27 protein-coding genes are annotated in these 24812 nt (G+C 56.8%); 9 read left to right on the top strand and 18 right to left on the bottom strand.

The annotated features are described in order from the left end of the window. The first annotated feature begins 1180 nt into the window (after nucleotides 1-1180). A complete protein-coding gene (locus CVS27_RS16880) occupies nucleotides 1181-1396 on the top strand; it encodes a hypothetical protein (RefSeq protein WP_103467022.1) in 216 nt (71 codons plus the stop codon). Between the two features lie 52 nt (nucleotides 1397-1448). Here CVS27_RS16880 and CVS27_RS16875 read toward each other — a convergent pair whose 3' ends face one another. The 12 genes from CVS27_RS16875 to CVS27_RS16815 all read right to left on the bottom strand — a co-directional run bounded on the left by CVS27_RS16875 (nucleotide 1449) and on the right by CVS27_RS16815 (nucleotide 9607). Next, entirely contained in the window at nucleotides 1449-4373 is a 2925-nt protein-coding gene (locus CVS27_RS16875; RefSeq protein WP_103467021.1) for a Tn3 family transposase, read from the bottom strand. 218 nt (nucleotides 4374-4591) lie between these two features. Further along, the gene (locus CVS27_RS16870) at nucleotides 4592-5062 is read right to left on the bottom strand and encodes an HNH endonuclease (protein ID WP_103467020.1); all 471 of its coding nucleotides are present in this window, start codon (nucleotides 5060-5062) and stop codon (nucleotides 4592-4594) included. Between the two features lie 4 nt (nucleotides 5063-5066). Next, nucleotides 5067-5414, bottom strand: coding sequence for a hypothetical protein (locus CVS27_RS16865; RefSeq protein WP_103467019.1), 348 nt, complete (start codon nucleotides 5412-5414; stop codon nucleotides 5067-5069). Then, nucleotides 5411-5686 carry a hypothetical protein gene (locus tag CVS27_RS16860; RefSeq protein ID WP_103467018.1) on the bottom strand — a complete coding sequence of 92 codons (276 nt, stop codon included), beginning with the start codon at nucleotides 5684-5686 and terminating at the stop codon, nucleotides 5411-5413. Before CVS27_RS16860 ends, CVS27_RS16865 begins: the two co-directional genes overlap by 4 nt. An 82-nt stretch (nucleotides 5687-5768) precedes the next feature. Further along, the gene (locus CVS27_RS16855) at nucleotides 5769-6077 is read right to left on the bottom strand and encodes a hypothetical protein (RefSeq protein WP_103467017.1); all 309 of its coding nucleotides are present in this window, start codon (nucleotides 6075-6077) and stop codon (nucleotides 5769-5771) included. Nucleotides 6078-6097: 20 nt separating this feature from the next. Further along, nucleotides 6098-6304 (bottom strand): hypothetical protein, encoded by a 207-nt coding sequence (locus CVS27_RS16850; RefSeq protein ID WP_103467016.1) that lies wholly within the window; start codon nucleotides 6302-6304, stop codon nucleotides 6098-6100. Continuing rightward, the gene (locus CVS27_RS16845; RefSeq protein ID WP_103467015.1) at nucleotides 6297-6560 is read right to left on the bottom strand and encodes a hypothetical protein; all 264 of its coding nucleotides are present in this window, start codon (nucleotides 6558-6560) and stop codon (nucleotides 6297-6299) included. The genes CVS27_RS16850 and CVS27_RS16845 overlap by 8 nt, the downstream gene beginning before the upstream one ends. A 445-nt stretch (nucleotides 6561-7005) precedes the next feature. Then, complete coding sequence (locus tag CVS27_RS16835) at nucleotides 7006-7266, bottom strand: ParB family protein (protein ID WP_103467013.1); 261 nt, start codon at nucleotides 7264-7266, stop codon at nucleotides 7006-7008. A gap of 159 nt (nucleotides 7267-7425) precedes the next feature. Further along, nucleotides 7426-8376: a hypothetical protein gene (locus CVS27_RS21070; RefSeq protein ID WP_207767558.1), complete on the bottom strand. Its 951-nt coding sequence runs from the start codon at nucleotides 8374-8376 to the stop codon at nucleotides 7426-7428. A gap of 56 nt (nucleotides 8377-8432) precedes the next feature. Next, a complete protein-coding gene (locus CVS27_RS16825) occupies nucleotides 8433-8993 on the bottom strand; it encodes a single-stranded DNA-binding protein (protein WP_103467012.1) in 561 nt (186 codons plus the stop codon). Between the two features lie 13 nt (nucleotides 8994-9006). Further along, a complete protein-coding gene (locus CVS27_RS16820; protein WP_133162966.1) occupies nucleotides 9007-9330 on the bottom strand; it encodes a hypothetical protein in 324 nt (107 codons plus the stop codon). Nucleotides 9331-9343: 13 nt separating this feature from the next. After that, complete coding sequence (locus tag CVS27_RS16815) at nucleotides 9344-9607, bottom strand: glutaredoxin family protein (RefSeq protein WP_103467010.1); 264 nt, start codon at nucleotides 9605-9607, stop codon at nucleotides 9344-9346. A gap of 399 nt (nucleotides 9608-10006) precedes the next feature. On the opposite strand from CVS27_RS16815, the gene CVS27_RS16810 reads away from it, so the two are divergent. Next, nucleotides 10007-10396 (top strand): hypothetical protein, encoded by a 390-nt coding sequence (locus CVS27_RS16810; RefSeq protein WP_103467009.1) that lies wholly within the window; start codon nucleotides 10007-10009, stop codon nucleotides 10394-10396. 47 nt (nucleotides 10397-10443) lie between these two features. Here CVS27_RS16810 and CVS27_RS20890 read toward each other — a convergent pair whose 3' ends face one another. Continuing rightward, nucleotides 10444-10608, bottom strand: coding sequence for a hypothetical protein (locus tag CVS27_RS20890; protein ID WP_165788333.1), 165 nt, complete (start codon nucleotides 10606-10608; stop codon nucleotides 10444-10446). Nucleotides 10609-10868: 260 nt separating this feature from the next. On the opposite strand from CVS27_RS20890, the gene CVS27_RS16805 reads away from it, so the two are divergent. The 3 genes from CVS27_RS16805 (at nucleotide 10869) to CVS27_RS16795 (ending at nucleotide 12775) form a co-directional block, all read left to right on the top strand. Beyond that, nucleotides 10869-11477 (top strand): hypothetical protein, encoded by a 609-nt coding sequence (locus CVS27_RS16805; protein ID WP_133162965.1) that lies wholly within the window; start codon nucleotides 10869-10871, stop codon nucleotides 11475-11477. 167 nt (nucleotides 11478-11644) lie between these two features. Further along, complete coding sequence (locus CVS27_RS16800; protein WP_133162964.1) at nucleotides 11645-12298, top strand: hypothetical protein; 654 nt, start codon at nucleotides 11645-11647, stop codon at nucleotides 12296-12298. 183 nt (nucleotides 12299-12481) lie between these two features. Further along, on the top strand, nucleotides 12482-12775 hold the full coding sequence (locus CVS27_RS16795; protein ID WP_103467006.1) for a hypothetical protein: 294 nt from the start codon (nucleotides 12482-12484) through the stop codon (nucleotides 12773-12775). A gap of 165 nt (nucleotides 12776-12940) precedes the next feature. Here the strand turns inward: CVS27_RS16795 and CVS27_RS16790 are convergent, their stop codons facing one another. The 4 genes from CVS27_RS16790 to CVS27_RS16775 all read right to left on the bottom strand — a co-directional run bounded on the left by CVS27_RS16790 (nucleotide 12941) and on the right by CVS27_RS16775 (nucleotide 19718). After that, a complete protein-coding gene (locus CVS27_RS16790) occupies nucleotides 12941-17950 on the bottom strand; it encodes a helicase-like domain-containing protein (RefSeq protein ID WP_103467005.1) in 5010 nt (1669 codons plus the stop codon). 122 nt (nucleotides 17951-18072) lie between these two features. Next, nucleotides 18073-18393: a hypothetical protein gene (locus CVS27_RS20885; protein ID WP_103467004.1), complete on the bottom strand. Its 321-nt coding sequence runs from the start codon at nucleotides 18391-18393 to the stop codon at nucleotides 18073-18075. Nucleotides 18394-18550: 157 nt separating this feature from the next. Beyond that, nucleotides 18551-19135 (bottom strand): recombinase family protein, encoded by a 585-nt coding sequence (locus CVS27_RS16780; protein WP_103467003.1) that lies wholly within the window; start codon nucleotides 19133-19135, stop codon nucleotides 18551-18553. A gap of 1 nt (nucleotide 19136) precedes the next feature. Continuing rightward, the gene (locus CVS27_RS16775) at nucleotides 19137-19718 is read right to left on the bottom strand and encodes a hypothetical protein (protein ID WP_103467002.1); all 582 of its coding nucleotides are present in this window, start codon (nucleotides 19716-19718) and stop codon (nucleotides 19137-19139) included. A 198-nt stretch (nucleotides 19719-19916) separates the two neighbouring features. Between CVS27_RS16775 and CVS27_RS16770 the strand changes: the two genes are divergently transcribed. The 4 genes from CVS27_RS16770 to CVS27_RS16755 all read left to right on the top strand — a co-directional run bounded on the left by CVS27_RS16770 (nucleotide 19917) and on the right by CVS27_RS16755 (nucleotide 23608). Continuing rightward, the gene (locus CVS27_RS16770) at nucleotides 19917-20522 is read left to right on the top strand and encodes a hypothetical protein (protein ID WP_103467001.1); all 606 of its coding nucleotides are present in this window, start codon (nucleotides 19917-19919) and stop codon (nucleotides 20520-20522) included. Further along, entirely contained in the window at nucleotides 20519-21982 is a 1464-nt protein-coding gene (locus CVS27_RS16765; protein WP_103467000.1) for a hypothetical protein, read from the top strand. The genes CVS27_RS16770 and CVS27_RS16765 overlap by 4 nt, the downstream gene beginning before the upstream one ends. A gap of 82 nt (nucleotides 21983-22064) precedes the next feature. Next, on the top strand, nucleotides 22065-23087 hold the full coding sequence (locus CVS27_RS16760; protein WP_103466999.1) for a PDDEXK nuclease domain-containing protein: 1023 nt from the start codon (nucleotides 22065-22067) through the stop codon (nucleotides 23085-23087). 140 nt (nucleotides 23088-23227) lie between these two features. Continuing rightward, nucleotides 23228-23608, top strand: coding sequence for a DUF6924 domain-containing protein (locus tag CVS27_RS16755; protein WP_243400250.1), 381 nt, complete (start codon nucleotides 23228-23230; stop codon nucleotides 23606-23608). Here the strand turns inward: CVS27_RS16755 and CVS27_RS16750 are convergent. Beyond that, on the bottom strand, nucleotides 23592-24812 hold a 1221-nt coding region (locus CVS27_RS16750; protein ID WP_207767557.1), incomplete at its 5' end, for a site-specific integrase. The two genes, CVS27_RS16755 and CVS27_RS16750, sit on opposite strands and share 17 nt — an antisense overlap.

Below are 24812 nucleotides of genomic sequence, written 5' to 3'. Positions count from 1 at the left end.
GAAACTCTAAGACCCTGCTGCTTGAGTGTCAAGATAGGTTATTCGGCACCTCAAGTTGACATGTGTTCATTGGGGTCGCGTAAGTCCCGGTTTACGTCTGGTTGGGGTATACCCCACCTTGGCAACTCAGGAACCAAAAGGGGTACCGGGCCAATATGGTCGGAACCCTACTAGCCCCCTTAAAAGGTGAGTGCCCCGGGGATAGTGGTCGCGATCCGGGGCACTCATTCAACATCATAGGCTGAGGCGCTGAACTCCTCATGACAGGCATCTTTGATACCGACAAGAGCCTAAGGGCAAGCCATGGAGGAAAACTCTCTGCTCTACTAGGGCGTTGGAGACCTTCCCGCGGAAAAGTATCCCTTGGCCGTGGACTGTTGCGGTCAGACTCTACTGTTCGCCAGGCGCCCTACCCAGCAATTTTGGCGAGGACAGCGGAGCGAGAACTTCATAAGGACTCTGTCTTACTATTTGGTCCCGCAGGGCAAATTGGCTTCTTCATAGGCGGAGGCTGTACCAGTGGTCCCTGTTGGGAACGTTCCAGTGCTCCTCACGACCATTCGGAAGGTGGTGTTTCGGAGATCTGAGCAGACTACCTGAACGTTTGTTTGTTGGATGGTGCCTTGTCCAACGTTGGTACTCGAAAAAGGGCCAGCTACTTGCTGGAGGCCCCACCAGACGGTCTTGTAGAGCGTTGTGGTCTGCGTTATGCGGACCATGAGGGTGTCACAGGTGGTGCGCGGCTTTCCCCCGACCGTTCCGTAGGGGTATCCGCTGCCGGAGGAGCGCTTGTAAACGTTGCCTGTATCGACATGACAGCCAACACCGGCTGCTGCGCGTGAGCTTGCGTTGTTGAGGCCCTGCTGTTTGTAGGAGCTGGGCGCTGACGAAATTGCGTCAACCTGCGACCAAGTCAGGTCATTGGGCCCGGGAGGTGGGGCCGATGCGTCATATGCTGGAGCACCAATTGGTGCATCTGGAGCCACGGGCGTGGAGCTAGCTGCCATTGCTGGCGATGAGATTGTCAGAGACCCAAAAATGAAGGCGACCACAACGGCCGCAGCGAACTTTCGCATAAATTCTCCTCATGTCCATTATTGTGAGGACACCGGCTGCCCCCACCCCAGTAGTTCACGGCGATGTTCTGGCGTCAACCCAAAAGGGGACGTACTGTGAATGTATGACCTCTGAAGTGTGGATCGTTCAGCACGATGAAACTGCTCACAACACTGTTCTTGGTGTGTTCGCCACTCAAGACGAAGCGCAGTCATTTGCTGAGGAAGTCGGTGGGCGCTTTGCTAACGGGGTGATCTTTTCGTCCTACCAGGTTGGATACCGATACGACGAAGGGCCTGGATACGTGGCCCTTGTCCCGGACACAACGGGTACGGCCTAGCTGAGGTTTTCTGCTGGCTTGTTAGAAAAGTATCCATCCATGCGGAACCGTATCAAAGCACCCTTGCCGCCGGTTTCGCACCCACCCGGCCTAGGTCTAGGTGGGTGTTCATGTCGAGGGTGAAGCGCCCGTAGGGGTTGATGTGCGTCCAGAACAGCGGGGTGAGACCTCTGCGGTCTTCTCGTTCGAGCATTTCGTTGAATTCTGGTACTTCAAGGACGGTTTGCAGCATCAACGTGTTGACCAAGACCAGCGACGATTGCAGTAGGTGCAGGGCGAGCATGGAGACTTCGGTCGTTTCGCGGTCCGGGCCGGTGAGGTCACGGTTTTTGCCGTAGATGACAACGTCGTTTCCGCTATTCCAGTTCTCGACTACCTGTAGCCCGGAATTGATTTCGCGTCTGAGGTCTTCGTTGGCGAGGTAGTCGGCGGCGAAGATTGTCCGCACCGCCCTGCCGAGCTCCTCCAGGGCCTGGTAGGTAGGATGTTTCGGGCCGCCTCTGGTGAAGCGGCGCAGGATCGTCTCCGACTCGGCGGTACCAAGCTTGAGGGCGGTGGCGTATTTGACCATCTGATCGTATTGTTGGGCGATGATTTCCCAATTGATCGGGCGAGAGATCACGTCATTGATCTCTGCGTAGCTTTCTTCATTGCTGACACGGTAAAGACGGATGGAACCGATGTTCTTCAACCTCGGCAGTAACTTGAAACCGAGGAGTTCGGTGAACGCGAATCCCACAATTGACGCCCCGTGAGTGTCGACGTAGTTCGCTTCAATCTCCGCGTCGGTGTCGTGGCGCAGGACGCCTTCGATCATCGCTGCCACCTCGGACGAGGAACAGTTTTTCAACTGCGAGTAGATACAGGTCGATTTCTTCTCAACATGCCAGTAGATCATCACTCCGGGGCCGCCGTAGCGATTGTGCCATTCGGTCATCAGGTTCGATTCCCAAGACCCAAATTTCTTTGAATCCGACGCGCACGCGTTCCCTGTTCCCCACCAGGCAGGGTTCCTGGCCTCAAACGTTGCGTTGACGACTTTCACGATGGCCTGGCGCAGATTGTCTTTGGTGATGAAGGTCCGGCGAACATGGCGCAGCTCCCGCTCGCTCTCTCCATGGCCGCCAGCATCAGTCACGGCTTTGATGCCCATGTTCGTCCCCAGCCCGAAAAGACAGAGCAACAACCGCCGGCGCAGGGTCTCCCGGTCAAGGACCGCGCGGGAAGCGACAGAGACGAATTCATCGGTGAACCCAGTCAGGAAGTCGGCCTCCTTGAGGACTTCAAGTAAGTCCAGGGTGCCCCACCTGGCCAGGACCTCAGCCTTGAGTTTGCCCAGATTAGCCGGCTCATCGAGTTTCTCCAGCTTGGGTACCTTAATCCACGGCGCCCCTCGACGTTTGGTAACCTTCACTCCACCGGTCGTATCGGCCAGTAAACCGTTATCCAGCCGTTCCAGTGATCTGGTCATTCTCAACTTCAGATCATAAATGAACTTGGCCGGGTCCAACGGCTTACGTAAGGCCTCATAGTGGAGCTCACGCGAAGCGTCGAAGTCCTGGGGCAGGTCTTCTTCGGGATCCCGCCACTTCCCTGCACCATCAACGAAAACCTCGCGGCGACGCAGAGCCTCCCGCAAGGACACGAGTAGGCAGAGCTCGTAAGGGATCCTTTCAATCCGACCCTTATCATCCCGGATAGCACCCTCCCAGGACTTGGGCACCACACCAACAACCGGAACAGCCTCCGTGGCGGCAAAAAACTGGTTCTTGCTTCCGTCCTCCGCATACCTTTTCAGCAACACGATAGCGTCCATGATGGGACGGAATGCCGTGTTGTGGCAACGGAACCGCAACACGGATAGCAATGCCGGCAGCATGCGCCGGTAGTGATTCGAATACGAACCACGCAACACAGTCCGTACTTTGCCCTGGAACACGGTCTCGTTAGCTTTTGCCTCCTGCACCAGCTGCTGCAACGTTTTCTCACTCACTACCGGGAAAACGGCATTGCGGACCGTCTCGTCCGGGCGAGCGACTGCCGTTTCAGCAAGTTTGAACAACAACGCCGTCTTCCCACGGACCTTTTGCAGATCCTCGGTCAGTTCCTTCTCAACCTTCCTGACCGCGCTGGTATTGATCTTCAACACCAAGACCAGCAACAGATCAACGAGGCTGTCAGCGATCTCAGACGTGCGTTGCTGGCACAACGCCGCCAACAACGTCAACCGCACCGGGGCTGGTGTATCCCAGAAATCCGATGGATACATCCGCGCCGCCCTGGCCCGCCAAGCGCTCACTACCTTCTCCGACACCCCTGCAAACAAACCCGCTGGCAGAGCAAGGTATTGTGCCGCTGAAAGCTTCTCTACCTCCGACAACAATGATTCCAATCCGGCCGGGCCGGGATCAGCCTTCAAAACTGCCAACAAGGAACCTGCTGTACCGTCAGCGATGAGGGCTTCCAATCCAGACGCACCATCAAGCCCCAGATTGCTGACGACATCAGCACATAGGCGCTGCTCAAACAACGTCCGGGCGGCACCAACAATCCTGCCAGCACGCCCAGGCGGTTCGATCTTCTCCTGACGACACCGGGACAGCAAAGCCTCAAGCAGCGAAGAATCCCGGACCTCCGACGGACACACCCGCTCAGCCAACCACCCCGCCAACCGGGCCTCATCAGCCGAGGTAAACTCTCGAAATCCAAACACAGATCGGATATCGGAACGATGTCGTTCGATTGTGCGACCCGTCCACAAATACAAAACAAGGTCTTCTTCCGGCACACCAACTTGTTCGGAAACATAGGCTATTGCCGTGAGATCGAATTCATCTGGTCCGCTGGGGAATCTCGCCTCGATCTCGAAGAACTTCAGCAACAAAGCGAACCCCAGCCGTGTAGGGCCAGGCTTCTGTCCAAGAAGGTCAAAATCTCGTCCGACCAACGTCCACTCTTCAATAAGTTCAGGATTCACACCACCACAATCACACGAACAGGCACCATACCGCTACAAACTTGGCGGCTCACGACACGTTCAGGAGTACCGGGCCATTTGGGCATGAAAAAGCCCTGCCGTGTGCCATAGCGGGGCACACGGCAGGGCTCCCAGAAGTTATCTTACGACAGGCAAGGAAAAGCAGGCCGAACACATTGTGGTCAGGCCCGCTCATTTTCCCTTGCAAGGGAAATCTCTTAGAAAAGTGTTGGAGCTTCTGGATCAATCCCGCTGAACAACGGATTAAGAATATCCTGATTCCAGCCATGTTCCAGGGCCGCGTCCCTCAGGGCGCGAGACCTGGCGGCAAAGATCTCCCGCCCCACACCTCGCCACCGCCAAGTGGCGCCGTTGGCGTGCCGGCCATCCCATACACGATCAAGCATGTTCTCCCGCTGTGTGCCGGCTATTAAGTGTCCCGGGTCCGGGCGGACACAAATGGGGATATTGCACACGTGCCGCAATACCTCACCCTCAGCCAGGGGAACACCTGTGGCCAGCTCGTATGCGTAGCGGTGCGGACGAACGGAGGTGTCGCGCCCGTCCTGGCGCAGGAAATAGCGTCCATAGCCGTCATCAGCGACGGCACCCAAGAACAAATAGTGATCGTCCAGACCAGGGCCCTTGAGGACCTTGGACCAAAACCGATCTACGGCAGATTGCTGCACACGATCAGCTGGCCACTTGGTACTTCTGCAGGAGCATATGCACGGCTTCACGCACCAGGGCGCTTTCGCTCTTGCCAGTGCGTACTTCAAGCTGTTCCAGAGCGGCATAGTCATGCTCGGCAATGCGCCCACGAACGGTGGGGGATGGGCCGCGCTTGGCCTCACCAACGCGGGGGCGTCCGGTGCGGATAGCCCGGTCGATGGCTTTGTCGCTGCCGTATTCACCTAGCAGCATGGCATGGCCGGCAGCAGCTGCGGCGTCTCCGCGCAAGGGTTCCCCTACACCGGTGATGGGTTCGTCACCGTGGAGGCGATCTATCAGCGCCTCATAGTCAATCATTGGTTCAGTCATCTCTGGTTCTCCTCTCGCAAGCGTCGGAATTTCGGGCCCAGCTCCATGGCGTGGAATATCTCCGCTTCACGACTGGTGCCAGGGTACTCATGAACGAGTATTTCAAGCTCCCTGTCGGTCTGCGCGTGCGCCGGACCAATGTAGAGCATGATGCGGCCCGTAGTCGCTTCGTCAGCGAGTTCCCAAATGAAGGTCGCGTGTAATATCGCGTTGATCTGGTCACCCTTAAGCACCTCATGTCGTGCGCTTGAATCCAACCATTTCGGTGCCATAAGACAATCATACCATTATGTGTCCCTAAAGTGTAGCAATTTTTAGGGAGTCTTTTCTGTAGCGCCGATAACGGTTATTACGTCAACCTAGGTTGACGACCGGTTTCTTGAGACGGTGAGGGTAGTAGCTCAGATACAGATCCCAAAGACTTGATGCCGAAGCAGAGGTTACCCCTGCTTCCCACGACGCGGTCTCTTCCCGTTCTTTCTCAGTAACGTCCATCGAGTGCTGCTGGGGTGCAAACCCAAGGATCCATGCCCGGACTGCCTCGCCGTCGTCAAGACCGGGCGGGAGAGTCAGCGTCCGTCCTCGTCGCGCGATACGTTCCAGATCTTGGTTCGCAGCTGAGGTCGACCGAACCCAGCTTTCTTCAATCTTGATCTCACTCATCTTCATCTCCTCTAAATAGTTCAGAACTCACTGTTGTTGGCTATCCCTTTCCTGCTTCCGGAGGATGTCAACAACAATCGCGATCCGGGCCACTTCGCGCCGGTACTCTGGCGTTCGACCTCCGGGGTGTCTTGGTCCCACACATCCGGGTCAACCTCTGATCCCTGGTCGTAGGCTTTCAGCGCCCGGGCGGCCTCGTCCACGCTAAACCACTCTGGCTCAGCCATTTCCTGCGCTACTCGCGGCAATGAGTCCGTCCAGTTGGCGTAGCGTCCACTTATTCACGGCCCTGTGATGGTCCCAGTCCTCCACCCATGACATTCTGTTGGCAAGCTCGTCACGGACACTCTGCAAATCCGGTAGCTGTTCACCCTCACGGAATTGCTCGGTAATGTCCGCACGCCATTGCGTTCGCTGCTCATGCGTCCACAGCTCGGGCTCGATGATCCAGCCCCGTTCGTCTCTGACGTCTGCGTGTGGCATCCGGCTTGCATCCATGGTCTTGTCTCCGTTGTGTTCATGGGATTGCACTATTTTGTTGCGAGGGGCTGCTGCGAAAACCACGCTGCCTGAAGACGTTCCTCCGACACCCCAACCGCCCTGTATGCGGTCTTCCATTCTCCCGACGCATATCGCCCATCAACCCTTGGCAGCTCACGCTGGAGCCATTTTGCGGCTGCGGACGATTGCCGACGCGAAATCTTCAAGCGCTTACTACGAAGCCAGCGGAGCGCGATACTGTCAGTCGGAACTGGCCAGGTCAGTAGCCCCAACACCAGCCCCACCAGTGCAGCAATGGAGATTCCAATAGTCATCAGAACCAGAGTAGACATCTCACTCCTCAACTTTCTTCAATAGGGTATTGAGTCAACGTCATTGCATCATTCCAGCCCGTACCGACAATCTGAAGGCTCGGCAGCTGTTCGGCTTATTGGCTCGCGCCATGCGTTTCTTCATGTGTGCGCTGCCCTGTACGCAACACACCGGCGGGGATCCCTGGCCATGCTTTACCTGCGTTGTGTTTGCGCTGAAGCCTGCGGAGTTCCTTGCGTATTGCTCCCTCCAGCAGGTCATTCACGGAGGCGTAGCCTTCCTGGGCGCCGGCGGCTTGCAGTGCTGCCCGCACTTGGTCGGCCATTTCCACAGGCAGGGTGACGCTGAAGCTTGGGGGTGTGCGCTTAGCTTTCATCGGACCTAATCAACAGCTCGGTTGCTGCCACCAGGGTGTGGCGACCCTTTGCCCAGGAGCGGAGCTCCTGGAGGCTCAAGAGCGATACGTTCTTCAATGACCCAGGCGAATGTTTACCCGTCCGTGTAAGTGAGCACAAGCCCCCGGTCCTCCACTCCATCACACTGTCCCCTGGACGCGGGCGATATAGGTCAGGCCGGCCCGGCGGAGGGCGTCGGCTGGTGTGCCGTCGGTCCAGTCTGGGGCTTCACCGGTCATTGGCAGTGGAGCGGATTTGCGAGCGTACTCGTGCAGAGCGTCGGTGAACGGGTCCCATTCGACTTCCTCGTCGTCTGTTCCAAGAGGCTCGACATCGAGTGTGAGTCCGCGGTGAATAAGTACCTCACGTGCCGAGGCGGTGTACGACTCGCGGTATGCGCCTTGATCCCGTTCCCATAGATCTTCGAGATTTTCGAGGGCAGTTGCGGCCTTGTTTACGGCTTCTCTCAACGGGTTTCCCGTGCGTTGGCCGCGCTGGTAAACCGCCTCATTGATGCTGCTGACCTCTTGGGTTCGCTCCTCCACGAGTTTCTGGGCTGTGGGGTCCAATTCGACGAAAAGCCCTGAATTTGTCAAAGCCTGCAGGCAAACGGCCAGGCGCTCTTTCTCTTCAGGCGTTGCAACGGACTCAAATAGGGCCTCTTCTGCCACCGTCTCGCGGCGGTACAGCTCCTCGACGGCCTCATCGTAGAGCGCTTCCAACCCGAAGTCGTGGAACCGGTCTAGGACGTCAAATTGAAGCCATATAGGTTCGGTGCGGTAGCGCATCAGCTCAGTGTCGTCTTCCCCGGCGGTGCTCTGGACTATCCGGCGGACGTAGTCGGCTTCCCACGATCCGGAACGGCCGGCCAATAGCGTCTCAACGCTGCCAACATTCGCGGCCACGCTCGTGATGACCTGGCAGGCGATCTCTGCAAAATCCACTGGCTCGTTGTGCTCGTTCGGTGTTCCTTGGCCAATGACGCGTGTCGTACGCGCCACGGCGGTCAATGCGGCAATCGCCTGGGCGATCAGGTCGGGCTTAGTCGAGGCCAATTCGTACTCCGGGACGACGGGTGTTTCATCACTCATGGTGAGCTCCTTCTTTCCCTTAGACATAGCATGTGACTCTGACATTGCGCAGGGGTTTAGAACGGCGGCTCAGACTGATCCGGGCCGCTCCCCCACCCGCCATTATTCGGCTCCGGGGGGATTGCCCAGGGGTCGTTGGTGGTGGCCGGTGATGATGCGGCGAAATTGCCGGGTCCGGAGGCTTGGAAGCCCTGGTATCCCTGCGCGGCTGTCGGCGCAGCTGCAGCGGCCGGGGTTCCCTGGTTGTTGGAGCGTTGGGTGCGGTTGACCTTGGCGTTGGCGTAGCGCAGGGAGGGGCCGATTTCATCGACTTCAAGCTCCATGACGGTACGCTTTTCGCCTTCCTTGGTGTCATATGTCCGTGACTTCAACCGGCCAGAGACGATAACGCGGGTGCCCTTGGTCAGGGACTCGGCAACGTTCTCGGCCGCTTCACGCCAGATGGAGGCACGGAGGAAGAGCGTTTCGCCGTCTTTCCATTCGTTGGACTCTCGATCAAAAGTCCTGGGAGTGGAGGCAATGGTGAAGTTTGCTACCGCGGATCCACTCGGGGTGAATCGTAGTTCGGGGTCGCTGGTGAGATTGCCAATGACTGTGATGGTGGTTTCGCCTGCCATGGTCTTGCTCCTTTTACTTGGTGGTGAGTAGTGCGTGAACGGTGGTGGTGGCCACGTCGATCATTTCTGACGTGGCTGGTTCCTCGGGGTTCAACTGGTCGATGGCCTTACCCAGGGCAATCAGTGCGGCCTGAACTTCGGGAGTAGCTTGGGTGAGGTGCTCCACCGCGGGGAAGGTGGTCATGACTTCGTGTGCTGACCAGTCGCTCACACCGGGAAGTCCGAAGTCGCGGCCCAGGGCGAGAATGTTCCGGTGGTAGAAGGCTTCATGATCCATGTCGCCGTCCTCGTCATAGAGGGGGAGGTAGTAGTCAACGTCTTCAAGGCGGGTTGTCATGGTGTCCACTCCCCTACCCTGCCAGTTCAAGGGCAATGGCCTGTTGAATCTTGGGTGGGTTCAGCCCTGACCAGTGATCGATGCTGCCATCAATTTCTACCAGCACCACGGGGGCCTGTGCGTAACCGAGGTCTTCTGAAATGTACTCCAGCGCTGCGTCGTTGCTCGTGATGTCAACGAACGTGTAGGTGATCCCTGCGGTGTCCAGCAAGTCCTTCGTCTTGTCGCACTGAAAGCAACCGGACTTGTAAGGCTTTGAGTAGATGGTGATCGTCATGGGAATCAGCTCCTGCGTTGCGTATATTCACTGGTTATGTTCGGCTGTTGCTATACCTCTATTCTATCGGTCATTCATATGAATGCGCAAGGGTTTTGACCAATAAATACGAGGAACTAGAGAAATTTTCTGAACTGTTTTGGGTGTCGTTTCTGACGTGCGCGATGCTAGGTGGGGGTGGTGCAAGAACGGATAGCACCTCGCTGGGATTCCCCCCAGGCGCTTGAAAACTCATGCCTCCCTCAAGGTTCCTGTGCCTGGTCAACGCCCCCCCGCTCCCCTACAGGTGTCGTCATCGGACCGCTTTTGCCTTTAGCCGGCTATCCACTCAGTGCACCCAGAGAATTTAGCCCATACGTTGGACTTGAGTGTCTGTGGCCGCTGCTAGAGTCGGCAAGTATGACTCTCGTGCCCAACTTTCCTGACAGCTTTGCTCAGCCATTGATCAATATTGGCAACGTGCACGTGACTGAAAAGCAGATCATTACTCCTGCCGGCTCCTGGCCCCTGGCAGAGGTGAATGTGACCACTGTTGACCAGACTTCAACCACAACTCATACCCCTGGGTGGGCCATTGTCATGGTGATTCTCTTTATCTGGTTCTTCTTCCTGAGCCTGCTTTTTCTCCTGGCCAAGGAAACACGCACACGAGGATACGTGGCCGTGCACATTCAGGCTGGACCGCACTCGTACACCGAACAGGTGCCGGTGGGTAACGCTCTTCAGCGTGCTGATGTTTTCAATCGTGTGGCTTACATTCAAAGTCTCATTGGTCAGGCCCGCCGATAGCTACCAGGCAGCGGGACAGTTAACCCCGGTTCCCTAGCCTGTGGCCATTACTGCTCTCGGCCGAGCTGGGCGTCAATCTCAACCGTCACGAGCCGCTTGTCAGCGATGGTCCCCTGCAGTGTTGCTGCCATCTCCGGGATGGCAGCAACACGGTTCTCCAGCTTTGTCGACGTGTTAGTACCGTTCGGCGCCGCCTCAAGGGCTCGATGCACAAGTCGGAGAGCACAAGAAATTTCAAGACTGTCCGAAAGGTCAGTGAGTATCTACCAGCGCCATGATAAATTGTGAACTATATTTATTTTTTCGGTGATCTATAAAATTTTGGTCTCAAAATCGAAAATTGATCAGTTATTCGCTCTGTGAATGTAGTGTAACTTGCATTCAGATAATATTTTCCTAATAAGTATGTCGATTCAAAATACATCTGAGAAATTTTACATAAAATAGATTAATACCAATATTGGGGGATTTTGTGAAAATTAATAAGCTTTTTGCTATAGTTTCAGCGGCCACCCTGCTTTTTACATTCGGCCCAGTTGCTGCAGCTTCTGCTGGAACAACTGGCGACAGTGATTCAATCGGAGCTTCTTCAATCTTGGAGCTCGTGGAAGGAACCGACTTTCAGGTCCTCACTCCGGAACAGAGTAAGTTCATCGATGAAAACTTCGGCGAAGAAGCAGTCAGCCTTTCTACGGCACAGGACTTGGCAACGGGCGTGAGCTCAGGTGAATTGGCCGTCGCAGCAGCCGACGATGTTTCCCTATTGGCGGATACATGTAACAGCTGGAAGAACCAGGTCGCCACACTAGGGACACAGAGCACAAGGACTGATACTGGCTGTGCACTCATTGGGTCATCCCTTGGCCAGAAGACCTATTCCTGGGCAAAGGATTTGAACGCAAAGGGTTCAATCTGCGTCCAAGGAAAGGGCTACACAACCACCACAGAACAGTGGATCATTGGTGGCTGTGGACCCAGCGGGGCCGTGACAGCGAACTGGAGGAATGTATTGGCCCACCCGGCTATCAAGTTTGAGGCAGGCGTTGCTCCAGTATGGGGCGTTGCCTTCAAGTGGGTCTGATTTTGAAAGAGCGTGACGGCGGAAGCCTGGGCCTTGATTTTCATCGCCCAGGCTTCCGTTTTTTAATATTCCTCGTCGCAATAATATCTACTATTCTTTTAACATCCGCGTGCGCGGGAGGGAACCTTGAATCCGACCAAATACATTCAAGACCGCATAACGTTGACATGACCAGAGATCAGGTTGAAACTCAGTTTGACCAAATTGAAGAGTTGCTTACCTGTCAACAATCAATTCATTTTTACGATGACATATATTCATTTGCATACATGCGTGGCCTGACATGTCTGATGGCAAATGATGCAAATGTGAATGTGAGGGTGTTTACATCCGGTCCAGCCATGATCCAAAATCTAGATTCCGCTTTAGGGTTGGGCCAACCCGGTCAACTGGTCTTGCTCGGGGAGAACTGGCTGGCCATCGCGTCTGAATCAATTATTAAGAACCTTCAGCAGCTAGACTCAAAAACCAGTGTTCTGTCGAGAATTGATGCACTGTCGTTTGTGGAACAAAACGGCACCATTAAACCACCTGGTGCTTCAGCAGATTTTTGTGTCGGATGGGCCTCCAGTGTCATAGCTGAGACACTTTCAAGTGATCCTCGTGCCGCTTATGATCGTAAAGAGACGGAAGTTCTTTACCCTGGACTGCTCAAAATATTGGATCAAATCATCGCAAATGTACCTAGTTTGCAAAAATCAATCGAGCAAGATTTTATTATTTTCAAATCTAGACTTTCCAGTGAAATGACACCGATAAAGGAGCATTGCTTATCATCAGTGGAGAATGGGATCGAATCCATGATTCCCAAAGAGCCCTGAGATTTGTTCCGAATGGTTGGTGCTACCGCGAGTTTCTTTTCCCGTGTGGTTCTAAGCCTTGTAGGCTGAGCACTCCACCAATTTTCTGACTCACACCTTCGGGTGGGCAATGAGGATCTGGGCTCATCTGGATGACGAATAACCGAGCTTTGGTGGAGAGCAATCTAGGAGAATGGAATACCAATGCAAGAGATTCAGAACCCGACCACCGTGAAGCCGGTAAACAAGCTTGCTATCGCGGCACTAACCATGACAGTAGTGGCCCTCGTCTGTCTAGTTCTTTTTGGTATCAGTATCATCGTGGTTTTTAGCGTAGGCCTGGCACACCTCGCAATCCAGCAGATCAAGGTGAGAGGCGAACGTGGTTGGTGGATCGCAATAGCATCTATGTCAGTTGGCTACATCGTTGCTACGTACGCTCTGGTTTCTTCGGTCTACTATGCGATCGCCTTTGGTTCACAGTCTGTTGGAATGTAGATCAGCTGGGACTGACTTGTTGGTTAAATTGCGAAGTGACCAACCCATTGAGACTGGTTGGCCACTTCAGATATGACACTACAAGGGCGCTCTGACATTGGGCCTCTCGTGGGGTCAGGGTGAGCCTTGGTCGCGTTCGCTTATGGAGTTCCGTTCCTTCGTTCTTTAGCCCAGGTCATGGTCTCTTTCTTGGGGGCGCTTGTCTGCGAGGCGTTGAGCGAGTTGGCGCTGTAGCCGCTGCTTTCTTGCTTGTTGTTCTGAGGTCTGCGGATTCTTCACTACTCCCCCCTTCGAGCTGGGCTGTTCGGCGTCTACGTTGAACCCTTGGGACCAAGTTTTTAGAGTTAGCCCTACCTGGGTATCCCCGGCAACATTTTCTTTCTGTGCTGCGGGTTTAGGCTCAAGCGATGCATTGAGTTTGGCGTCCAGGTCCTTGCTTTTTTCGCGGGCGTCGGCCAGTTTGTCCTCGTATTTGAAGGGTTTGCCGAGTTGAGCGTCGATCTCAACGGTCACGAGCTGCTTGTCAGCGATGGTGCGCTGCAGCTTGGCTGCATTCTCCGGGATGCCGGCGACACGGTTCTCCAGCTTGGTGACCATGCCGGTTCCAGCTTCCAGGATCTCTTTCCGGCTGAAGACTGTTGCCGTGTCGGGAAGGCCTTTCACCTGGATCAGGAGGTCTTGGTAGGAGCCGAGGCGGGATTGGTTGGCCGCGTTGGACACCACGAGCTCCTGCCCTCCCAGGACCGCCATAGTCCCGTAGTCGTGCTGACGGTGGGCGAAGTTCCCGAAGTCGGGGGTGTTGGTTTTCACCCAGTCGTAGATGCCGGCTACGGCGTCGGCCCGGGTGTCCACGGTTCTGTTCTCAAATCTCATCGCGAAGGCATCGCCTTGCGTGGCCTGGACGGTGGGCACCGCCGCCAGCACTGCTGGCAGTTTCTTCTCTGCCGCCTCGATGGTTGAAAGGGCTGAGGCTTTGGACCAGTTCAGGGAGCTTTGGTTCTTCTCAAAGGCACGTTTGAGGCGTTCCAGCTTGGTCCTGGCGGCGTCGGCTTCGATCTTCTCCATCACCAACGGGTTTCCACTGGTGGCGGCCTTGATCTGGGCGGCGTTCAGTGCCAGGTCTCCCACGTCTTCGAGCTCGCGGACGTCCAGGCGTCCACGCAGTACCTGGTTGATCATGGTGGCCTTGCGCTGGATCCCGTCCCAGGCCGCACTGTCGTAGCTGCCCACGGTGGCGTACTGGAAGTTGTAGACCTCGGCGTTGGCGTTGCCCTGGCGAATGATCCGCCCATCCCGCTGAGTCAGGTCGGCCGGCCGCCAGGGGCAGGTGACGTGGTGGATGGCCATGGCGCGCAGCTGCACGTTGGTGCCGGTGCCCATCATGGACGTGGATCCCAAGAGCACCGCAACCTCTCCGCTGCGGCACTGCTCAAAGAGTGCTGCCTTCTGCTCGGCCTTGGGGAAGTCGTGGACGAACTTCACCTGGTCTGCTTGGATGCCGCCGGCTACCAGCTGATCCTTGATCTGCTGGTAGGCCGTCCAGACTGGTTCACCGTCTGGGCCTTTGTTCTTGGACGGGGTGGACATGTCGCAGAAGATGATCTGCAAAGCGCCTCGCTGGGCGGACAGGACCCCGGATTTGAACGCTGTCTCGTACTGGTTGTCCCGGTTGGCTTCCCAGACCTTCAAGGTGTTGGCCACCACGTGGTCAATCTTCGTCGCGGACTGCGGCTCGATGCCCACCATGCGCAAGTCCAGGGCTGCTTTGCGGCCGTCGTTGTAAACGGTCAGGGCGTTGTCGGCTCCCTTCTGGGCCCATCCCTTGAGGTTGTCCAGCCGCTCGGCCAGGCCCTTCATGTAGTCGGCCAGTTCCGGCGGCTGCGGGATCAACACCAGCTCGGGCTGTCGTTCCCCGTCGCTGGGGCGCTTCACCAAATCTGGTGTGGCCAGGTTCAGGTCTTCGGAGAGCTTCACGTCAGCGAAGACGTGGAAGGTGCGCAGCATTTCTGGCACGTTCTTGAACTTGGCGAAGCGGGATTTGTTCTTCAGCCGGCCGCCGGCGTCCATTTCAATGGCCGTGACGGTTTCCCCGAAGGTCGCACCCCAAATGTCGAAGTTCTCCACCCCGGCATCGCGCAACAGGTCCGGGCGCAGGTAGCGCTGCATGACGTGCGCTTCGGTCAAGGAGTTCGCGATCGGGGTTCCTGTGGCCATGGTGGCCACACGGTCCCCGTGGGTGTCACGGAGGTATTCCAGTTTCAGGTGCATGTCGGTGGCGCGGGAGGAGCCGTTGATTTCGGCGCCCTTGATGTTGGTGACGGTGCGCAGGTTCTTGTAGTCGTGCGCCTCATCCACGAACAGGTAGTCAACGCCTGTGTCCTCGAACGTCAGCCCCGGATCCGGGGCTGTGTCCATGAGTTTCTTCATGCGTTCTTCTTCACCCTGGAGCTTGGTCTCCAGTTTCTTCACCGTGGTCCGGTCTTCGCCGTTGTCCATGGCATTGGTGATGGTTTCCCGCACGTCACTGATGAGTGTGTGCTGGTACGCCTCGATGGTTTCTGCCTTGACCCCGATGCTCTTGAACGCGGTCTGGGTGATGATGACCCCATCCCAGTCGTTGGCTGCAACGCGGGCTACGAACTGCCGGCGGGCGCTGCTGTCGGTCTTGGCGGTCTTGATGTCATCACTGCCGGCAGAGAGCAGGCGGGCTTGCGGGTAGAGCTCCAGCCATTCCCGGGTGAATTGCTCCAGCATGTGGTTGGGGACCACGACCATGGGCTTGGTGGCCATGCCCAGGCGTTTGAGTTCCATCGCACCCATGACCATCTCTGCGGTCTTTCCTGCACCGACTTCATGGAACAGGCCCACAGCCGGTTCGGAGATGATGCGGGCAACCGCGGTGCGTTGGTGCTCATGCGGTGTGAAGGAAGCGGCCAGCCCGGGCAGGGTCAGGCGGTGGCCTTCCTGGGTGTAGTCGCGCAGGGCGATGGAGTTGAAGCGGCGGTTGTATTCATCAATCAACCGGGTGGCCCGTTCCGGTTCCTCCCATACCCATTCGGCAAAGCGCTCCTGCAGCGCGTTGGCCGATTCCTGGGCAGCCTCCGTTTCTTCAAGGTTGGCAACCTTCTTGCCCTCGGAGTCGGTGTCTTCCACCTGGATGCTCTTTTGCTCCAGGATGCTCTGCAGCAGGTCAGGGGCAGGTCGGCGATGGGTTCCCCACCAGCTGGTGGCCTTGACGCTGCCACGCTCAGCCTTGACGCGCCAGATGCCGGCACCGACGCTGCTGACCGAAGCTCGCGGGTCATTCAGCGTCTCCCGGACGAACTTTTGGTGGTCCTCGACGCTAATCCATACTGCTCCCAGGCGGGCTTCAACGTCTTCCATGCCCACGGGGGTGGGTTGGACCTTTTCCAGGGCCGCCACGTTCGCGTTCCAGCGCGGATCTTCCTGTGCAGCTGCGCGGGCCGTATCCAGCTTCACCCGGACGTTGCCTGAAAGGTATTCCGGGGCCGTGACCAGGGCAGCGGTTGCGGGGTCGTCGAAGACGAGCTCGCCCAACTGTGCCCTGGCTTCCTCCGCTGTGCTGCCCACCAGGTCAGCAATGACTTCCAGTTCCGGGACACCGTGGGTGTCCAGGCAGATGGCCAAGGCCTCATCAATGGTGTCAGCACCCATGACCGGCTTGCGCACCTGCACCTGGCGATGCTGCAACAACCCACCAGGTGAGGCTGTTTTCGTTTCGGCGTTGAAGTCTTCAAGGGCGCTGGGCAGGTTCCCGAAAGGATCGAGTGCTTGGAGCTTTCTGACTGCAGGCGGGGAAATTCGGCTAACGATGGTCTCGCCGGTCTCTTTGTCCAGGCGTTGCCTCGTGGTGAACCTGTTGATTGGTCCGAAATTCTCCGCGTAGCGGGTGTAGTCCTCCAGCAGGGTGGTTCGCTTGGCGTCCATTTCCGGGGTGTCATCCCGGTCTGCTGCCTCCATCTCCATCAAGGCTCGGGCACCGTCGCGCAACCCCAGCAGGGCGCGCATCTCGGCCGCGTGGGCTTTGGGTATGTCGAGTGGGGCGGGTTGTCCGTGTTCCAACACAGTGAATGAACCATTGCGTTCCGCGGTGATCGTTCCATCCCAAGCTGCCTGACTGGCTTCCAGCAGGGCGGCCGGCTCCTTGCCGGCTATCGCCTGGGCGGGGCTGTAGCCCCGGTCTTCGGCCAAAGCCTCGGTGGTGATGTGGCGCAGCCGCTCACCCAACAGGGCCGGCACGGCCGCCAGCTCGCCGTCGGCTTTGACAGTGACTGTTTCAGCCCCGTACATGCCGGTGCCGACAGTGATCGTGCCAAGGACATTCTGAGGGTGGGTGTCAAAGTAGTTGTTGATCTTGATGTTCTTGCCATCAAGGATGACTGGGCCCACGGTTTCCCAGTCGGTGTTGGCCGACTCCCGTCCCGCCTCGCGCTTACGGAAGAACAGCACGTCGGTCAGGGCGTCAGTGCCGGCGGCACGGCGGTGGGCGGCCGTAGGCAGGCGCACGGCGCCCACCAGGTCGGCCATGGCGGACATTTCCCGCCGCGCAGCAGGATTGGCAGCATCCAGAGTGAAACTGGAGGACAGCACCGCGACGTATCCGCCAGGCTTGACCGCCTCCAAGGACTTGATGATGAAGTGGTTGTGCATCGAGTGCTGACCCTGGTTGAAAGCCTTGTCATACAGGGCGGTCTTCCCGAAGGGGACATTGCCCACGGCCAGGTCAAAGGAATTTCTCTGCAACTGCGTATCCGCAAAGGATTCAGTGCGGATCCGCGCCTGCGGGTACAGAGCCTGGGCGATGCTGGCCGTGAGCGGGTCCAGCTCCACACCGGTCATCCGTGCCCCTGCGGGTGCCATGCCAATGAACGTTCCCGATCCTGACCCCGGCTCCAGGACCTCTCCCCCGGTGAACCCCAGATCCTCAACAGTGGACCACATTGCCTTCACAATGCCAGCGTCCGTGTAGTGGGCGTTGATCGTCGTCCGTGAAGCGGCGTCGAACTCTTGCTCACTCAATGCCTCGCGCAGCGTGGCACGTTCCTGGGCCCAATCATCCTTGTCAAAGAGCTGCGGAACCGCTCCCCAGCTCGACCACTGCCCCAAAGCGCGCTGCTCCTCCGGCGTGGCTGGGCGCTGCTCCGCCTCGAGCACACGAACAATCCGAATGGCCTCATAATTCGCAGCAAAACGGGCCTTCTGCCCGGACGGCGCCAGATCATCCTGGGACAGGGGCCGGAAGGACTGCCCCGCAGCCGCTGCGGCCGCGGGGGTGCTTAGCTGAAGCGCTCCTCCGGCAGAGGAGTCGAGTCCTCCATCTCGTCCAAGTCCTCGTCCATTGGCAGGAATCTGTAGATCATCTCCTGGTACACCATTCCCCGTGCGCTGACCCTGGCCATATTCCGCTCCCCGATGATTTCCAGCGTTGATCGTCCCTGGGTGTCGTGCTGGATGAGGCTGTCCATCTCGATCTCGATCTGTTCCTGGATCTGTATCCCCAAGTTCGAAAAGTACGTCTCGGGATCCTCGATCTCGCTGAACGACCTCCGGTCGTGATTCCGCATCATTTCCATGGCGTGTCGCCCGTGCATGTTCATTTCGTATCTCCTCAGGCTCTGACCACAATGAATCCAAACTCATCTGGCCGTCAATGTCGTACTTCGTCTTTTTACGTACCACGGTCAGTTCTTCCAATCGTTGGACATTTCTCCAACGTTAACTGGAAGCTCAAATTTTTAACAGCTGGACACCGGACTACCCTGTAGAGGGTCGTTGGTCCTTCCGCGCCCCGGATAGGTGCCGCACGACGGTGGCTTCGCTGACATCGATAGTTTTCGCGATGTCCTTGATAGTTCGTCCCTTGGCGCGCATTTCCTGAGCCGTGGCAGATTTATCAGCTGTCATCTTCGTTGGCCTCCCACCAACCCTTCCTCGGGCCTTGGCAGCCTTCAATCCGTCCATGGTCCGTTCGCGGAGCCTGTTACGCTCGTACTCGGCAATGGCGGAGAAGAAATGGAACATCAACAACCCCTGGGAGTTCGTGGTGTCCAGCCACGTCTCCGTCAAGGACTGGAGCCCTACATTCCGCTCGGCAAGAGTCTTCACTATGGCTGCTAGGTCGGCGGTGTTTCGCCCGAGCCGGGACAAGTCATTCACGACCAGTACGTTGCCTGGTTGGAGGTGGTCTAGGCAGTCCTGCCACTGCGGACGGTTCGCCGTGGCGCCTGAGGCGTAGTCCGTCCAAATTCGATAAACTCCTGCGGCGTTGAGCGCATCGTGCTGCAGATCGACGTTCTGCTCCGTTGTACTCACCCTGGCATAGCCGATCAACGTTGGCATATCAGCCTTCCTCCCCGGTTTGCCCATGCTCGCTGCCTACGTTGACCACAGCTTTGTTCCGCTTCTCCCGCAGACTCTGTTTTGCCTTTGCCTTGACGTAAACAGCCCTTCTCTTGCGCGAACTCTTAAGGGCGTCCGCGTCTTCATGGTGCCGGGAAACTCTCAGGACCATGACGATGAAAGAGACGAACATAGCAAGCAGAACACCTACGAATGAAGCCACAATCCATGGATTACCGGGATCGCCGCTCTTGTCAAAGGCCCAGATACATAACCCGCCACACACAAGGAAAAGGATTGGCTGCCAGTAGGAGGTGAGCTTAGGTTTGGTCGAGGAAACGTAGATCTGGGTGGAGCGAAAGGCATGCTCAACCAGTTCGCGACGAAGGCTCTGCTTGGCCCGCACATCGCCATGGTCCTCCTCGCCAAGTTCTGTCTCATTCCAGGACTTGAGCAAGCTCAGCGCCCCCGAAGCGCGGCGATGGGCTATCGACGCTCGATTCGACACCTGATAGACACTCCAACTCACCCCGATGGCCGCGACAATGGCGCCCACCAATGGTCCCCACTGTGCAAATTCCATCACTCCCCATTCACGTCAAAAACGATGTGAACATCCTTTTGACTAACTTTGATTACGCACTCGACTTATTAGTTTACGTAGTCGAGTTACGCACTACGGTAGCACGGGAAGCTTCTCGGGAGTGCAAAAAGGGTCGTTTCTGACAGTCACTTATCGAAGCTGACTTCGTGGAGGGCTAAAGCTTGCTACTGTCATTCCATGTCGGGGGAAGAAACCCATGAAAAGGGTCGTGAAGGCGCGCGTCGCGCCAAAGAGTGGCTTGAGTCAACCACTCGTGTAAATGCCTGCTGGGTGAACCCCGATAAGTTTGCCGTCGAAAAGCTCACCTTCCCTTGGGCTGCCGGCAGAAGACAGCCCTTCTCTTACGATCTTGGTGGGCTCTTACTTCGTGGTGATCTGGAAGGGCGAGCTTTCTACGCCGAGGTAAAAAACTACACGAATTCCAGTAACAATCAAGGTGCGGAGTACATCGAGTATCTTGCAAAGTGCTACTGCGCTTATCTGGACAGTCCCAAATTCTGTGACAATTTCATGTGGATCACGTGGCATCCCTTCAGTCTCAATAAATGGTCGAAGCTCTGCTCTGTCGAGGTTGTCCTAGATGCAGTGCTGACTCATTGTTCGTACACCTTGGGCATAGAAAATCGTGACGAGGCCAAAAGTGCCGTCGACATGGAGGCATGCATTGCGGTTGCAGAGAGACTCTGGATCATCGTTTTGTCAGATCGTCAGGAGACACTTACTGTCTCGGCCGAGCATCGCGGCCTCATCGAAAAGTTTGACACCGAGAGGGGGCGAAGATGACCGAAATTCGATCGGCCGGCTTCGCACAAGCGATCGTCAGCGCCTTGGGAGTTCGTTCCCCTCAGGACTCTATCAATGCCGTCAAAAGTGCAGTCATCAAGGAGCTCGAAACCCTCGACCGGTCTGTGAGCATCAGAGACACCTCGTACTTTAACCACACTTACGCTCCCGATTTGATTCTGAACTGGGATAGTTCCACCGAGCGACCCGTTTACCTCCGATTCACGGACAACCTCCTTGAGCTGCGAGACGGCATCTCAAGACTAGATTTTGAGAATGCCTTCGTCTTTGGCCTCACCCGTCCACATGAAGATGCTGAAGGGTTTCCTGAGCTGGAACAGTCCGCTCAGGAAAACCATGCCCTCATAACTGATGCTGATGGTATAGAAACGCTGATCACGCAACGAACAAATGATGCGGGAGTGAATCTGCTAGGCCAGGCCTTGGCGCGTGGTGGTCGTGGACTCCTTGCCCAGCCCCAAGCGTTGGCAGTCGCAAGCACGGTATCTGATGGTTTCAGTGCTGCATTGGAAACGCAGAGCGAGCCTACCCGCTTGGCCATAGATGCCATAGACCAGTATCTCGATGACCCTCAGGCAGCCCGAATGACTCGTGTATTGCAAGCAGTTTGGGAAGGTAGCGACGGACGCTTGGATCAATTCCCTGGCCCGACCGACCTCTCGAAAGGCCTCGGCGATGACTCCTTGCAGTACATTCTCGATGTCGTCTCAGCTAGCGATACGGATTTTTGGCGCCGCATCGGTAGATTCCTGACGACGACACAACTTTCGCGACTCAGCCTTAATGCATCCAACGAGGACAGTTTTCAGAATCTGGTTAATGCGAATTTGGACGTTATCCCCTGCAGGGCGGCCGCTGTCGCTTCTGGACCCGATACCCTCTTTTCAGTTGGCAGGAAGCCGTTCCTTTGGTCGATCCGCCGCCAAACCCTCGCGTTGGAAGGCGCCGACTTTACCGCCTTTGTCGGCGACCTGAAGGAACGAGTTCAAGGAAAGGTAGCCGCCGGCGATGTTGCATCCGTCGATGGTATTGACGTGGAAACCTTGAGCAGACGAATCGAAGACTACGAACTTACCGAAGTCACGTTAAAAGATGGTGGCGCTACGGTGCAATTCACTTCCAACGAAGGTGTTGGACATGACGAGCGTCTGTCCAAGCTGGCAGAGGGCCTGTCTTCCAACAGCACGGTGGTCAAGGCTGTTGTGCCGCTTCCCGAAGGGCAACTGGCACTGAATTTCAGGACCAGCGTTGTCAATGCCAAAACGACCAAAACACCGCTCCTCAAGGATGTGCTCGCCGCCTCCATCCCTCTGCTGCACGAACTTCCCGAGGATCAGCGGCAGTCACTGAAGGCATTTCTAAAAGTCGGAAATTCTACTCCCACAGGGACCTTTGAAGACCTTTTGACTCTACTCGCCGAAAAAATCGACGACGACTAGAAATATTTTCTGTCTTGCGATTCGGCCTGCATCAATCAACGCAAGACAGTTCTTGACGCTTGCGGTCGATAGGATGAAGCCCATGACCGATTCCGTTTCCAAGCCCAGTTCCAATGACTACGGCATCTTCCTGGATTCCCTCAAAGAACGGGTACGGTCCGCGCAGACGCAGGCGCGGAGGAGCGTCAACACCCAGCTAATTAGCTTGTACTGGTCTATCGGACGCGACATACTCACTCGCCAGGAAGAAGACGGGTGGGGGAGCGGCGTCATCGGCCGGTTAGCCCAGGACTTGCACACGGAATTTCCCGCTATGACGGGTCTATCGCGTTCCAATCTTTCCTACATGCGCAGCTTCGCTGAAGCATGGCCAACCTTCGACCCAAATGTCCCACAGCCTGTGGGACATTTACCATGGGGCCATATCCGAACGATTCTGGACAAGAAACTCAACCCCACAGAGCGCGACTGGTATGCAGCTGCAGCGGTTGAGTATGGCTGGTCTCGCAACGTGCTCATGAACATGATCATGAACAAAACGCTGGAACGGTCCGGTGCAGCCCCGTCGAATTTTGCCCAACAGCTCGCCAGACCTGATTCCGAGCTCGCACAGCAGATCGCCAAGGATCCCTACAACTTTGATTTCCTGGGACTTTCGGGAGAAGTGGCCGAACGCGATCTCGAGCAACGACTCATGGATCGCATGGTGGAAACACTGCGTGAGCTCGGACCTGGGTTTGCCTTCGTCGGCCGGCAAATTCACTTCGACGTGGACGGCGACGATTTCTATCTGGACCTGCTCTTCTTCCACGTCGAGCAGCTGCGCTATGTCGTGATCGAACTCAAAACCGGAAAATTCAAACCTGACCATATTGGTCAACTACAGTTCTACATCGCATTGGTGGAGGACAGGCTTCGACGGGCAGCCCATGCACCAACTGTGGGGATCCTCGTCTGTGGGAGCCGCAAGGAACATACTGTCCGCTACGCACTGAACCAGGCTGGTTCCCCAATGGCGGTCTCAACCTACACCTACGATGGACTGCCTTCTAGCGAAAGGGCAGCCCTGCCAAGCGAGGAAGAACTGACCACCGCTTTTGACTGATTCAAACTGGCATGCGCGGGTGTTCATGAGCCGTGAGTAGCACCCGGGCGCTAGTAACATTGAGCCGCGTCTCGGACTGCCATTGGTTCGTATGGTTTGATAACGTGATGCCGATACTTCCAAGCACAGAAAATTCACTTTTGGTCCGCACAGCCTTTTCCGATGCCAAAGCTTGGGCCGGTGCGCTTGCTGCTGTCCAAACTGAAAACGAAGACGGGTTCCGTGCCTACGTGGAAGTCATTGACGACATTTCATGGGAAAACGCTGACTGGGAGCAGGTCCGTCGTGCGGCTCTAGCAACCGACGAGCAAGCAGCCGTGCTGTTTATTGCGGATAGCCCCGCCCTCGAACCTGACTATCCGGTGATGGTAGTTGACTTGAGCGACTTGTCACATGAACCGTTCCGATGTGTAGCCAGTGAACTATGGGGTGTCGATAACAACCTAAACATCGCGAACATGGACTGGGAAGAGTTCGCCGACATGGCCGAAGACGATGGTGTTTTCAGGGGTTTTGCCTGACTGCTTTTGTTGCAGCCACGTACTGCGCGTAAGCGGCTGCCGAATCGGTGGCGTGACGTTCTATGGTGGTCGGCGAGTAGCCCAAGGCCTCGGCAATGATGGCCACGGGTGCGAGCTTAGTGAGTTCGTGGAGGGTTCCGAGTCGAGCTGCGCGGGTTTTGAACAACTTGCTGAGGCGGGTTGTGAGGTATCCGGGGTTGATGTGTCGGCCAGGGGAGATTCCTCGGAATACCCAGGCGCTGTTTGGGTGTGAAGCGGTCAGGTTATGCCCTGGGTTTGCAGCGAGTTCCCGCCATGGCTGGGCCAATGGATCCAGCAGTGCGATGTGGATTTTCCCGAGTTGGATGGTGACCAGTTCTTCAGTGATGGTCACGTCGTTCCAGGTTAGCCGTGCGATGTTTTCTGCCTGTTGTCCGAAGACGAGGATGAGGATGGCGGCGGCCCTGTCACGCGTCTCGAGTCCGTCTTCGTAGATGACCTGTTGAAGTGCTTCGTCCTGGCCCGCCTTGGCGAGTCTTGGACTGGTGCCGCGCCGGTGAGGAACGATCGTGAGCCCGGAGGCAGCCACTTTGGTTTTGATGGCCCATTTGAGGAACCGTTCGGCGATTCGCCTGGTTGTTGGCCCTTCGGCTTGCCATACGTCGAGGTGGGATTGCTGGAGTTCGGGCAGTTTGATGCTGTGGTCTGTGAGCCAGTTCAGGAGCTCGATGGCGACGGTGACTTCCTGTTTGGCGCGCAGGAATGTGCCGCGGGTGACTTCGTCCATGTGGTTCATTCGTCGTTGGTGGTGCCAGCGGATGTATCGGCGGATCACATCAAGATTCTGAGGGCTCTTCACACGTTCGAGCGCTTCTACGGCCCAACTGTCATAGCGCCTGCGGAGTTCGTCGCGTCGGGGGAGCACCCCAAGTTCGACAAGCAGTCCACGCACATACTCGCGGGTGCGTGAGTCTGGCAGTTCGTCGAAGGCTTCATGGGTGATCACTGGTGCGTCGGCCAGATTGCGGAGGAACTCAGCGACGTGCTTTTGGCGGATCCAGGTCAGGCCACTGTTGGCCCGCTTCATTGATTTCAGCGCCGCCGCCAACGGGATCAATTCCGCGGCCATGGTTCCCGTGACCGGGTTGGTGAGGAGGTCATCCACGACGGAGCTAAGGACGCAGGTCCAGCAGCGGCCGCCACTGTGGAGTTCTTCCTCAGCTCC

Origin of the sequence: Arthrobacter glacialis (genome assembly GCF_002909445.1) — a bacterium.
Classification (GTDB): Bacteria; Actinomycetota; Actinomycetes; order Actinomycetales; family Micrococcaceae; genus Specibacter; species Specibacter glacialis.
This window is presented reverse-complemented; position numbering and strand designations above follow the sequence as displayed.

What these genes read in the sequence shown, in the direction of transcription:
- CVS27_RS16770 (WP_103467001.1), top strand. Translation starts at nt 19,917, where the DNA reads ATGTCGGGGGAAGAAACCCATGAAAAGGGTCGTGAAGGCGCGCGTCGC.
- CVS27_RS20885 (WP_103467004.1), bottom strand. Translation starts at nt 18,393, where the DNA reads ATGAACATGCACGGGCGACACGCCATGGAAATGATGCGGAATCACGAC.
- CVS27_RS16820 (WP_133162966.1), bottom strand. Translation starts at nt 9,330, where the DNA reads ATGACAACCCGCCTTGAAGACGTTGACTACTACCTCCCCCTCTATGAC.
- CVS27_RS16800 (WP_133162964.1), top strand. Translation starts at nt 11,645, where the DNA reads ATGACCAGAGATCAGGTTGAAACTCAGTTTGACCAAATTGAAGAGTTG.
- CVS27_RS16775 (WP_103467002.1), bottom strand. Translation starts at nt 19,718, where the DNA reads ATGGAATTTGCACAGTGGGGACCATTGGTGGGCGCCATTGTCGCGGCC.
- CVS27_RS16855 (WP_103467017.1), bottom strand. Translation starts at nt 6,077, where the DNA reads ATGAGTGAGATCAAGATTGAAGAAAGCTGGGTTCGGTCGACCTCAGCT.
- CVS27_RS16860 (WP_103467018.1), bottom strand. Translation starts at nt 5,686, where the DNA reads ATGGCACCGAAATGGTTGGATTCAAGCGCACGACATGAGGTGCTTAAG.
- CVS27_RS16825 (WP_103467012.1), bottom strand. Translation starts at nt 8,993, where the DNA reads ATGGCAGGCGAAACCACCATCACAGTCATTGGCAATCTCACCAGCGAC.
- CVS27_RS21070 (WP_207767558.1), bottom strand. Translation starts at nt 8,376, where the DNA reads ATGAGTGATGAAACACCCGTCGTCCCGGAGTACGAATTGGCCTCGACT.
- CVS27_RS16780 (WP_103467003.1), bottom strand. Translation starts at nt 19,135, where the DNA reads ATGCCAACGTTGATCGGCTATGCCAGGGTGAGTACAACGGAGCAGAAC.
- CVS27_RS16760 (WP_103466999.1), top strand. Translation starts at nt 22,065, where the DNA reads ATGACCGATTCCGTTTCCAAGCCCAGTTCCAATGACTACGGCATCTTC.
- CVS27_RS16835 (WP_103467013.1), bottom strand. Translation starts at nt 7,266, where the DNA reads ATGAAAGCTAAGCGCACACCCCCAAGCTTCAGCGTCACCCTGCCTGTG.
- CVS27_RS16865 (WP_103467019.1), bottom strand. Translation starts at nt 5,414, where the DNA reads ATGACTGAACCAATGATTGACTATGAGGCGCTGATAGATCGCCTCCAC.
- CVS27_RS16880 (WP_103467022.1), top strand. Translation starts at nt 1,181, where the DNA reads ATGACCTCTGAAGTGTGGATCGTTCAGCACGATGAAACTGCTCACAAC.
- CVS27_RS16810 (WP_103467009.1), top strand. Translation starts at nt 10,007, where the DNA reads ATGACTCTCGTGCCCAACTTTCCTGACAGCTTTGCTCAGCCATTGATC.
- CVS27_RS16795 (WP_103467006.1), top strand. Translation starts at nt 12,482, where the DNA reads ATGCAAGAGATTCAGAACCCGACCACCGTGAAGCCGGTAAACAAGCTT.
- CVS27_RS16850 (WP_103467016.1), bottom strand. Translation starts at nt 6,304, where the DNA reads ATGGCTGAGCCAGAGTGGTTTAGCGTGGACGAGGCCGCCCGGGCGCTG.
- CVS27_RS16845 (WP_103467015.1), bottom strand. Translation starts at nt 6,560, where the DNA reads ATGCCACACGCAGACGTCAGAGACGAACGGGGCTGGATCATCGAGCCC.
- CVS27_RS16815 (WP_103467010.1), bottom strand. Translation starts at nt 9,607, where the DNA reads ATGACGATCACCATCTACTCAAAGCCTTACAAGTCCGGTTGCTTTCAG.
- CVS27_RS16765 (WP_103467000.1), top strand. Translation starts at nt 20,519, where the DNA reads ATGACCGAAATTCGATCGGCCGGCTTCGCACAAGCGATCGTCAGCGCC.